General features: G+C 65.7%; 11 protein-coding genes and 1 pseudogene. 5 read left to right on the top strand and 7 right to left on the bottom strand.

Features of this window, described 5'->3' with window-relative positions:
- Positions 1-2: 2 nt before the first annotated feature.
- The 6 genes from N5C25_RS19495 to N5C25_RS19470 are packed head-to-tail and all read right to left on the bottom strand — an operon-like array spanning position 3 to position 4246.
- Positions 3-608, bottom strand: a complete 606-nt coding sequence (locus N5C25_RS19495; protein ID WP_058981257.1) for a hypothetical protein — start codon at positions 606-608, stop codon at positions 3-5.
- 29 nt (positions 609-637) lie between these two features.
- On the bottom strand, positions 638-1525 hold the full coding sequence (locus N5C25_RS19490; RefSeq protein ID WP_279937697.1) for a DUF4097 family beta strand repeat-containing protein: 888 nt from the start codon (positions 1523-1525) through the stop codon (positions 638-640).
- A gap of 24 nt (positions 1526-1549) precedes the next feature.
- Positions 1550-2578, bottom strand: coding sequence for an ABC-2 transporter permease (locus N5C25_RS19485; RefSeq protein WP_251101946.1), 1029 nt, complete (start codon positions 2576-2578; stop codon positions 1550-1552).
- A complete protein-coding gene (locus tag N5C25_RS19480) occupies positions 2575-3450 on the bottom strand; it encodes an ABC transporter ATP-binding protein (RefSeq protein ID WP_058981263.1) in 876 nt (291 codons plus the stop codon). Before N5C25_RS19480 ends, N5C25_RS19485 begins: the two co-directional genes overlap by 4 nt.
- Positions 3450-3809 (bottom strand): GntR family transcriptional regulator, encoded by a 360-nt coding sequence (locus N5C25_RS19475; RefSeq protein WP_006453095.1) that lies wholly within the window; start codon positions 3807-3809, stop codon positions 3450-3452. The genes N5C25_RS19480 and N5C25_RS19475 overlap by 1 nt, the downstream gene beginning before the upstream one ends.
- A 2-nt stretch (positions 3810-3811) precedes the next feature.
- On the bottom strand, positions 3812-4246 hold the full coding sequence (locus N5C25_RS19470; RefSeq protein ID WP_279937695.1) for a hypothetical protein: 435 nt from the start codon (positions 4244-4246) through the stop codon (positions 3812-3814).
- Positions 4247-4421: 175 nt separating this feature from the next.
- Here N5C25_RS19470 and N5C25_RS19465 point away from each other — a divergent pair, with 175 nt between their 5' ends.
- From N5C25_RS19465 to N5C25_RS19445, 5 genes are all read left to right on the top strand, one after another.
- Entirely contained in the window at positions 4422-5009 is a 588-nt protein-coding gene (locus N5C25_RS19465) for a glutathione peroxidase (protein ID WP_251101948.1), read from the top strand.
- Positions 5010-5105: 96 nt separating this feature from the next.
- Entirely contained in the window at positions 5106-6083 is a 978-nt protein-coding gene (locus N5C25_RS19460; protein WP_019660399.1) for an FKBP-type peptidyl-prolyl cis-trans isomerase, read from the top strand.
- A 23-nt stretch (positions 6084-6106) separates the two neighbouring features.
- Complete coding sequence (locus N5C25_RS19455; RefSeq protein ID WP_279937694.1) at positions 6107-7456, top strand: UDP-glucose/GDP-mannose dehydrogenase family protein; 1350 nt, start codon at positions 6107-6109, stop codon at positions 7454-7456.
- Positions 7449-7688: a SlyX family protein gene (locus tag N5C25_RS19450; RefSeq protein ID WP_019660397.1), complete on the top strand. Its 240-nt coding sequence runs from the start codon at positions 7449-7451 to the stop codon at positions 7686-7688. The genes N5C25_RS19455 and N5C25_RS19450 overlap by 8 nt, the downstream gene beginning before the upstream one ends.
- Positions 7689-7698: 10 nt before the next feature.
- A complete protein-coding gene (locus N5C25_RS19445; RefSeq protein WP_021202714.1) occupies positions 7699-8385 on the top strand; it encodes a DUF2058 family protein in 687 nt (228 codons plus the stop codon).
- Between the two features lie 48 nt (positions 8386-8433).
- Here the strand turns inward: N5C25_RS19445 and N5C25_RS19440 are convergent.
- Positions 8434-9594 (bottom strand): annotated as a pseudogene (locus N5C25_RS19440) (MFS transporter); the annotation flags it as partial.

The following is a 9594-nucleotide window of genomic DNA, read 5'->3' as shown; positions in this document are numbered from 1 at the left end:
GCCTAGCGCTGGACCACGGTGTCCTTGCCGCAGTCGTCGACGTCACTCTGGTCCATCGTGGCGTACGGCTTGAACGCGGGCAGCGATGCGGCCAGCGCCTGCTGGCTGGCCAGCATCGCCGGCATGCGGTTGCAGATGCGCTTGGCCTGGGCTTCGATCTTCTCCGCCTCGGCATTGATCCGCTTCTCGATGCCCTCGCTGTCGCCGCTGAAGATGCCCTTCAGGGCCTCTCCGGCAGCACTGGCGCCGAGCTTGGCACCGGCCAGGCCGACATCCATGCCGTCCATTGCAATGGCAACGACGTGGCTGCGGTATTCCAGCAGCTGCCGGCGCTGGGCCTCATCGGCCGGCACTTCCTTGCCGCCGATCAGCAGCCGCCCGTCCGGCGTGATCTCCGCACGCGGCTGCTTGTCGGCGGAAATCTTGATGTTGCCCTGGGCGATGTCCTTGCGGGCATCGTCCATGGCCTCCTTGACCGTCTGGCCGACCCCGCTGGTCGCCTCGGCCACGCTTTTGCCGACGGTGGTATCAGGCGTGGAGGACGTGCCGCCGCAGGCGATCAGCGGCAGGCACAGCAGGGTGGCAGGCAGCACGCGCAGCAGATTCATGGCAGTGTCCTCGATCGGTCCGGTGGCGGTTACTTTTTGCGGGGCAGGGTGACGGTGCCGCTGACGTTGCGGTGGCCCACGTCGCCGCTGCCGCTGTGGTCGACGGTCAGGCTGCCGCGCACGCCATCGACCTGGATGTCACCCGAGCCGTGGCTGCGCACATGCACGCTGCCGCCGATGTCGGACAGGTCGACATCGCCGGAGCCGACCACGCCGACCTCGACGTCGCCCTGCACGCGCTTGAACCCGACGTCGCCGGACCCGACGGTGTCCAGCCGGGCGTTGCCGCGGACATCGCTGAGCTTCAGGTCACCCGAACCCACCGTGCCGGTGACCGCATCGCCGCCGATGTTGCGTGCCTTGACGTCGCCAGAGCCCAGCGACAGCAGGTTCAGCGAGCTGCCGCCTTCGATGTCCAGGTCACCCGAGCCCACCGCTGCGTGGATGCTGCCACGGGTGCCACGGATGATGGCATCACCGGAGCCGACATCCACGCTCAGCGACTGCGCGTTGTCCACGCTGGCATCGCCGGAACCGACCTTCAGCTGCAGGGGCAGGTTGTCCGGCACGCTGCCACGGATGTCCAGCCAGGCATAGCTGCTGCCCAGGCTGATGCCGCTGTCGCGGCCTTCGCGGCGCAGGCTGACCACCAGCTTGTCGCCTTCCTTCCGCTGATCCAGCACCAGCTGGTCCAACCATTCCTGGCTGGAGGCGCAGGCGCGACCATCCAGCTGGCCACCGCCCTTGCTGGCGACCACCTTCAGGTCATGCTGGTTCACCTCGAACACCACCGTCTTGGCGCCGGATGTCTCCAGCTTCAACGTACGGGCAGCGGTGAACTTGCAGTTAGGGGCATCGGCGGCCAGCGCCGACAGCGGCAACAGCAACAACGCAGAACAGGCGAGCAGGGAACGCATGGTGATGCCTCCAGGTGGATGGGATCAGATCTCGCCGGCGCGCTTGCGCAGGCGGATGGCAAGGATGATGAACACGGCACCGACAGCGGCACCGATCCACAGCTCCGGCATCGCCAGCGACTTCAGCTGCGAGGCAGGGGACATCAGGCTGACCACCGAGTCCAGATCGCGGCGCGACCCTTCACCTGCGCCGAGGCGATACAGCAGGTCCATGCCGGGTACGCCGCCCAGCAGCAGGCGGCCGACGATGTTCTGCCAGAACCAGCCGGTGGTCAGACCGAACAGCGGCATGATCTTGGTGGTGCTGACGATGACGCCGGCAAACAGCGGCAGCATCACCGCCCACAGGAACGGCTTGCTCTTGGCCCAGGCCGAGCACAGCAGCAGCCAGCCCGCAGTGGGCAGGGCCCACAGCGCGTAGACCGGGATCCATGCCAGATGACCGGCAGCCAGGGTCAGCGGGCTGGCCGGGCCCCAGATCAGGGTCATCGGGCTGCCACCGTGCATCAGCGCGACGATGCTGATGACCAGCATGAAGCCGAGCATGGTGATGATGCCAGCGATCACCGCGATCAGCGGGGCCACGATCAGTGCACTGATCAGCTTGGACAGCACCGTCTGGGTGTCCGACAGCGGCAGCGACTTCCAGAACAGGATGCTGCGGTCGCGGCGGTCATCGTACAGGGCGCCCAGGCAGTAGAAGAACACCACGAAGGCCAGGACCAGGAATGGCCACGCCGAGCTGAGCACGAGGGTCAGGTCGAGGCCGTTACCGAGATCGGCCAGGTCCTTGGCACTGATGTCGCGGGTGAGCAGCGCCAGGTCCAGGCCATTGATGTTCACATCTTCGCCGTCGATGTGCAGGCCGCCGTCGCGCGCGGCACGATGCAGCGCGAACAGGCCGAACGCGATGCCGATGGTGCTCATCACCAGCGAGATCAGTCCGGCGATCAACGGTGCATAGAGGAAGCCGCCGCGGTTCTCCCAATACTCGCGCTTGAGCAGCCAGCGCAGGGTGCCGATCGGGCTGACGGGGTGGTTGACGGCGTTCATGCGTAGGTCCCCTTCATGATGGCGACGAACAGGTCGGCCAGGCCCGGGATGCGGGTCTCGCCGAGGGAGGAAAGCTGGGCGCGCGGCACGCCATCGAACAGCATCACCGTCTTGCCGAACGCCAGGCTGCGCTCGTCGATCGGCTTCAATGCGCGGGCGGTGGCCAGCTGTTCGGCATTGACCAGCAGCTCGGTATAGCGCTGGCCGACGTCGTCCATTTCAGCGTCGAGCACGATGCGGCCATCACGGATGAACATGACGTCGCTGAGGATATGCTCGATTTCCTCCACCTGGTGGGTAGTGACGATGATCGTCTTCTGTTCGTCGAAGTAGTCTTCCAGCAGGCGCTGGTAGAACTCCTTGCGGTACAGGATGTCCAGGCCCAGTGTCGGCTCGTCCAGCACCAGGATGCGGGCATCGATGGCCATCACCAGCGCCAGGTGCAGCTGCACGATCATGCCCTTGGACAGCTCCCGCACGCGCTGCTTCGGCTGCAGCTTGGTGTTGGCCAGGAAGCGCTCGCAACGGGCGCGGTCGAAGCGCGGGTGAACGCCAGCGACGAAGTCGATCGCTTCGCGGACCTTCAACCAGCGCGGCAGCACGGCGACATCAGCGATGAAGCAGATGTCATTCATCAGTTCGTCGCGGTGCAGTCGCGGGTCACGCCCGAGCACGCTCAGGTCCCCCTCCACCGAGGTCAGGCCAAGAATGGCCTTCAGCGCGGTGGTCTTGCCGGCGCCATTGGGCCCGATCAGGCCGACGATGCGCCCGCTTGGGATGCTGAAGCTGGCGTTGTCGAGGGCGACCGTGGTCTTGTAGGCCTTGCGCAGGCCTCGGGCGGTGATGACCGCTTCACTTGCAGTGCTCTTCATCAGACTTTCCCCTGGGGCAGCAATTCGTCGAGGCTCAGGCCCAGGCGCTGGATGCGCTCCAGGACCGCCGGCCATTCTTCGTTGAGGAAACGGTCGCGCTCGCTGCTTCGCAGCTGCGTAGCCGCCTGCTCGGTCATGAACATGCCCAGGCCGCGGCGCTTCTCCACCAGGCCTTCGTCAGCCAGTTCCTGGTAGGCGCGCGAAACGGTGATGGGGTTGAGTTGATAGTCGGCGGCCACCTGGCGCACCGAAGGCAGGGCATCGCCCGGCTTGAGGATTCCGTCGAGCATCATGGCGATCACGCGCTCCTTCAACTGACGGTAGATGGGAGCGCCGTCGCTCCACTGGATGTCGCTCATGTTCAGCTCCGTGGGATCAGCGGCTGGGCGAACGAGAAATACGGCATGGACAGCGCGCTGTGCAGCCGACGCGGGGGAGGGGGGGAGGAGGGGGTGGCATTCCCTGCCGGGGAGAGCGTCGCGTCCTGCGCACTTTCGGCAGCGGCAGAAGCAGGGGCGGTGGGCGTGGCCCACCAGGCCAGCACGAGCAGGGTCGAAACAGCGACGGCCGCGTGTGCGGTGAGGTTGCGACGGATCCGGACGTTCATGGCTTCCCCCTGTCTCAGGTGACTGGTGTTGTATGCAACTATAACACCGGCACGCCGGGGTGCAAGCCCCCACATCACCCAACTGATGGCAGGGGCGGTCAAGAACGCGCCATATCCGTCCAAGCAATTGATAATAAAGAAAAAGTGGTTGGCGAAACCGGTTTCCCTGACCGCCTTCCATTCAGTCACGTCAATCCTATGTCAATGAAGAGGCGCCGCGGCCGTTTCCCACAGGCTGTCGCCAAGCCCGGCAAAGCTGTGCCACGGCGGGGCCGACAGGTGCCACAGGGCCCGGTGCTATAGTTCGGCCGATTCCCGGCCGATGCTGGCTGGACCCTTGAAACGGCTATTGCGGAACGTTCCCATGCCCCTGTCGACCGCCATCCCGCACCGCTTCCGCGGCCTGTCCCTGTTGACTCTGCTGGCCCTCGGCCTGGCAGCCTCGGCCAATGCGCTGGCCGCCGACCTGCTCGACGTCAGCTACCGGCCGCTGGCTGGCAAGCAGCAGGTCAACCTGCAGCAGCGCTACCACGGCCAAGTGCTGCTGGTGGTCAATACCGCCAGCAAGTGTGGCTATACCCCTCAGTACGAAGGCCTGGAGGCGCTGCACAGGCAGTACGCCGGCAAGGGCTTCGCGGTGCTCGGCTTCCCGTCCAACGATTTCAAGGGCCAGGAGCCCGGTGACGAGAAGCAGATCCAGGACTTCTGCACCCTGACCTACGGCGTCAGGTTCCCGATGTTCGAGAAAGTGCATGTGGTCGGTCCGCAGGCCACGCCGCTGTACCAGCGGCTGACCGCAGCGACCGGCGTTGCGCCGGTCTGGAACTTCCACAAGTACCTCGTGGGCCGCGATGGCAAGGTCATCGCCCAGTTCGCCAGCAAGGTGACGCCGGACGATCCGCAGCTGATCGCGGCCATCGACAAGGCGCTGGCGGCCGCCGCCACGCATTGATATCCGGCACGCATGCCTCGACATCGACGGCATGCGTGCGACAATGATCCTTTTCGCGCCGACGTCGGCGCCCAGACACTTCCAGGAATGCAGCGAATGAAGATGGGAATGCGCGGCGCCGCGGCGTCGGTTCTGATTCTGGCGATGGGCACTTCGGGTGTCGCTCTGTCGCAACAACCGGCTGCCCCCGCAGCCGCCAAGGAGACCGCAACCTTGAATTCCCCCAAGCAGAAGCTGGGCTACGCCATCGGCCTGGACGTGGCCAAGTCGTTCACTCCGATCGCCGATGAGATCGACGTGGCCGCGCTGCGCACCGCCGTGGAGCGTTCGTTCGAAGGCCTGCAGCCGCAGATCACCCAGGAACAGGCCAAGGCCACCGACGCGGCCCTGCGCCAGGTCGTGATGGCCCGCAGCGGCCAGCAGGTGCCGGGCGTGGCGCCGGGTTCGCAGCCGCCGAAGGTCGACCGCGTCAAGGTCTCGCAGATGATCGGTTCCTACTCGGTGGGCCCGTCGCTGGCGCAGCTGAAGGATGACATCGACGTCGCCTCGCTGTTTGACGCGATCAGCACCGGCCTGAGCAAGGGACAGCCGAAGATGACGGAAGCTGACGCGACCGCCACCATTCAGGCCTTCATGGGCAGCAAGCAGGCCGAAATGCAGGCCAAGGCCGCCGCCGCTGCGCAGACCAACCGCGAGGAAGGCAATGCGTTCCTGGCCAAGAACAAGACCCAGCCGGGCGTGGTGACCACCGCGTCGGGCCTGCAGTACCAGGTGATCCGCCCGGGTAGCGGCGAGCGTCCGCTGCCGAGCAGCAAGGTGCGCGTGAACTACGAAGGCAAGCTGCTCAACGGCACCGTGTTCGACAGTTCCTACGGCCGCCAGCCGGCTGAGTTCGGCCTGGACCAGGTGATCAAGGGCTGGACCGAAGGCGTTGCGCTGATGCCGGTCGGTTCGAAGTACCGCTTCTGGATCCCGGGCGAACTCGCCTACGGTGAGAACGGCACTCCCGGTGGCCCGATCGGCCCGAACGCGACTTTGACGTTCGACGTCGAGCTGCTGGGCGTCCTGCCGTAAGTCATCGAGGAGCGAATACGGATATGCGCGTTGCGATTTTTGGTACGGGTTACGTTGGACTGGTGACCGGTACCTGCCTGGCCGATGTCGGTCATCAGGTGGTCTGCGTCGATATCGACCAGGCCAAGGTAGATGGCCTCAACCAGGGCGTCATTCCCATCTATGAACCTGGCCTGGAGCCGATGGTGAAGGCCAACCACGCCGCGTCGCGGCTGGCATTCACTACCGATGCCGCGTCGGCGATCGCGCATGGCCAGGTAGTGTTCATCGCCGTGGGTACCCCGCCGGACGAGGATGGCAGCGCCGATCTGCAGTACGTGCTGGCCGTTGCCCGTACCATCGGCCGGCACATGAGCGTGCCCACCGTGGTGGTCAACAAGTCGACGGTGCCGGTGGGTACCGCCGACAAGGTGCGCGCCGCCATTGCCGAAGAGCTGGCCGCGCGTGGCGCGGACATCACCTTCGACGTGGTGTCCAATCCGGAATTCCTGAAGGAAGGCGACGCAGTCGCCGATTGCATGCGCCCGGACCGCATCATCATCGGTGCGACCAGCGATGAGTCGGTAGCGGTAATGCGCCGCCTGTACGCGCCGTTCAACCGCAACCACGACCGCGTGGTCGAGATGGACGTGCGTTCGGCCGAGCTGACCAAGTACGCCGCCAATGCGATGCTGGCAACCAAGATTTCATTCATGAACGAAATCGCCAACATTGCCGAACGCGTCGGTGCCGACGTCGAGCAGGTCCGCCAGGGCATCGGCTCGGACCCGCGCATCGGCTGGCACTTCATCTACCCGGGCGCCGGCTACGGCGGCTCGTGCTTCCCGAAGGACGTGCAGGCATTGGCCCGTACCGCCCAGCAGCATGGCCTGGAGCCGAAGCTGCTCAATGCAGTGGAAGCGGTCAACGATGCACAGAAGGGCCATCTGTTCGCCCTCATCCAGCGTCATTACGACAAGGGCGAGGACGAAGGGGTGCGCGGCAAGACCTTCGCCGTGTGGGGCCTGGCCTTCAAGCCGAACACTGATGACATGCGTGAAGCCTCCAGCCGTCGCCTGCTGGCGCAGCTGTGGGAAGGCGGTGTCACGGTGCGTGCCTACGATCCGGAAGCAATGCACGAATCGCAGCGCATCTTCGGCGAACGCGATGACCTGGTGTTCTGCAGCAATGCTGACGAAGCGCTGCAGGGCGCGGATGCCCTGGTCGTGGTGACCGAGTGGAAGCAGTTCCGCAGTCCCGATTTCCAGAAGCTGCGCGAGCAGCTGAAGGACGCGGTGGTGTTCGACGGCCGCAACCTCTATGAGCCGGCCGAAGTGGAAGCCGCCGGCCTGGCGTACTACGGCATCGGCCGGGGGCGTTCGCTGCATGTCTGATCTACCGACCGAACGCGAGCAGGCGCTGGAAGCGCGCCTGGTCGAGTTGGAGATGCGCGTGTCCTTCCAGGAACAGGCGCTGGCCGAGTTGAGCGATGCGCTGGCTGATGCCCGCATGCAGGGCATGCGCAATGCCGATGTGCTGCGCGTTCTGCTGGAGGACCTGGGCAAGGTCCGCAACGCACTGAATTCTTCCGATCCGGCGAGCGAACCGCCGCCGCCGCACTACTGATCCGAATCCTATGAGCGATACCCTCCGCGACCAGCTGATGGGCCTGGGCTTCAAGCCCGCGCCCAAGCCTGAGCGCAAGAATGATGGCCCCCGCCGTGACGGCCGCCCGCAGGGCAAGGGTGGCAACGGCAATGCAAAGCCGCAGGGCGCAGGCAAGGGCGAGCACAAGCCCGGCGAGCGTCGCGGGCATGGCCATGGTGGGGCGGGCAAGCCCGGTGGGCAGGCGCGTGGTGGCCAAGGGCAGCAGGGGCCGCGCAAGCCGCGCAGCGCCGAAGAGATGGACCTGGCCAAGGCCTATGCGATCCGTGCGCAGCGGGAGAAGGAAGAGCGCATCGAGGCCGAGCGCCTGAAGCAGGAAGAAGCACGCGTGCGCCGTGAGGCGAAGGCCAAGCTGGAAGCGCTGCTGCAGGGCAAAAGCCTCAATGCCGAGGAGGCGGACATTGCCCGCCACTTCCCGTACGGCGGCAAGATCAAGCGCATCTACGTGACCGCCGAACAGCTGACCGCGCTCAATGCGGGTGAACTGGGCGTGGTCCAGCTCAACGGCCGCTACCTGCTGGTGACCGCCGAGGTGCTGGCACAGTGCGAGGCAGTGTTCGCCCCGTCGGTGGCGCTGAAGGTCGATCCGAATGCGCCGGCCGAGGAAGATCCGTACGCGGACCCGCAGTACCAGGTGCCGGACGACCTGGTCTGGTAACTGCATCTGCCGCATGATGAAAACGCCGGGCCCTGCCCGGCGTTTTCGTTACCGGGCGCACGCAGTTCTGCGGCGCGCGCGTATCAGCGGCAGGCTCAGCGCGAAGAAGCAGAGCAGGGCGCCGATCAGGGCAAACCCGCTAGCCGCCAGGAATGCGGTGCGGCCATCGTCGATCTTCCACAGCTGGCCGGCAATAAGCGCGCCCAGCACCCCGCCGACACCCGACGAGAATCCATAGAGCAGTCCCTGGCCGTGGCCATTGAGACGACCGGGGAAGTAGGTCGCCAGCATCTGCATCGCCGCCGCAAAGAACGCGGCAAAGCCCAGCGCGTGCGCGGTCTGCGCCAGCAGCATTACCGGCAGGTTCTCCGGGAACAATGCGGTCACGGCCCAGCGCAGGCAGGAACTGACCAGTGCGATCAGCAGCATCCAGCTGGCGTAGTAGCGGCGGAAGAAGCGGCCGATGGTGAAGAACACGCCCACTTCGAAGACCACGCCGATGGTCCACAGCAGGCCCAGGGTGGAGGTACGGTAACCGTGATGGTCCATGTAGACCGAGAAGAACGTGTAGTACGGGCCGAACGACAGCTGCTCCATGAACGCGGCCAGGAAGAACGCCAGCACCGGCGGTCGGCGCACGATCTGCCAGAAGCCGCTGGCATCCCCCGCCGTCCTGCCGATGTCGCGCGCGTAGTGGTTGCTGAAGGCCGAGGCAACCAGCAGCACGAACAGGGGCAGCATCATCCAGGGCAACAATCCGGCGTGGCTGCCGGCGCCATCGCCTTCGATCAGCCAGCCGAACAGGGTGACCACGGCGATGAAACCGAGCGAGCCCCAGACCCGGATCAGCCCGTAGCGATGGCTGTCGTTGCCCAGGTGGGTGAGGGTGATCGACTCGAACTGAGGCATCACCGCGTTGTAGAAGAAGCAGAACACGATCATCGCCGGGTACATCCACGGCTGCGGCAGGGGCAGCAGGAAGGCGGCGAAGCTGAGCAGGGTCAGCACGCAGCCGACGCGCAGTAGGCGGATCGGTCGCGGTGATGCGGCCGCAAGCGAGGTCCAGGCACTGGGTGCGATCACGCGGGTGGCGTACCACAGGCCCATCATCACGCTGATCGCGGTCACGCTCATCCCGCGCGCGGTCAGGAACAGGCTCTAGTACGGCGTGAACGCGCCGAGCGCCGCGTAGTAGAACAAGTAGAAACT

Source organism: Stenotrophomonas sp. GD03958 (assembly GCF_029839005.1).
GTDB classification, from domain to species: Bacteria; Pseudomonadota; Gammaproteobacteria; order Xanthomonadales; family Xanthomonadaceae; genus Stenotrophomonas; species Stenotrophomonas hibiscicola.
The sequence above is the reverse complement of the archived record's forward strand: the minus strand, read 5'-3'. Positions and strand labels throughout refer to the sequence as shown.

Excerpts from the sequence above, each read along its gene's own strand:
- N5C25_RS19495 (WP_058981257.1), bottom strand. The coding sequence starts at position 608 with ATGAATCTGCTGCGCGTGCTGCCTGCCACCCTGCTGTGCCTGCCGCTG.
- N5C25_RS19490 (WP_279937697.1), bottom strand. The coding sequence starts at position 1,525 with ATGCGTTCCCTGCTCGCCTGTTCTGCGTTGTTGCTGTTGCCGCTGTCG.
- N5C25_RS19485 (WP_251101946.1), bottom strand. The coding sequence starts at position 2,578 with ATGAACGCCGTCAACCACCCCGTCAGCCCGATCGGCACCCTGCGCTGG.
- N5C25_RS19480 (WP_058981263.1), bottom strand. The coding sequence starts at position 3,450 with ATGAAGAGCACTGCAAGTGAAGCGGTCATCACCGCCCGAGGCCTGCGC.
- N5C25_RS19475 (WP_006453095.1), bottom strand. The coding sequence starts at position 3,809 with ATGAGCGACATCCAGTGGAGCGACGGCGCTCCCATCTACCGTCAGTTG.
- N5C25_RS19465 (WP_251101948.1), top strand. The coding sequence starts at position 4,422 with ATGCCCCTGTCGACCGCCATCCCGCACCGCTTCCGCGGCCTGTCCCTG.
- N5C25_RS19460 (WP_019660399.1), top strand. The coding sequence starts at position 5,106 with ATGAAGATGGGAATGCGCGGCGCCGCGGCGTCGGTTCTGATTCTGGCG.
- N5C25_RS19455 (WP_279937694.1), top strand. The coding sequence starts at position 6,107 with ATGCGCGTTGCGATTTTTGGTACGGGTTACGTTGGACTGGTGACCGGT.
- N5C25_RS19450 (WP_019660397.1), top strand. The coding sequence starts at position 7,449 with ATGTCTGATCTACCGACCGAACGCGAGCAGGCGCTGGAAGCGCGCCTG.
- N5C25_RS19445 (WP_021202714.1), top strand. The coding sequence starts at position 7,699 with ATGAGCGATACCCTCCGCGACCAGCTGATGGGCCTGGGCTTCAAGCCC.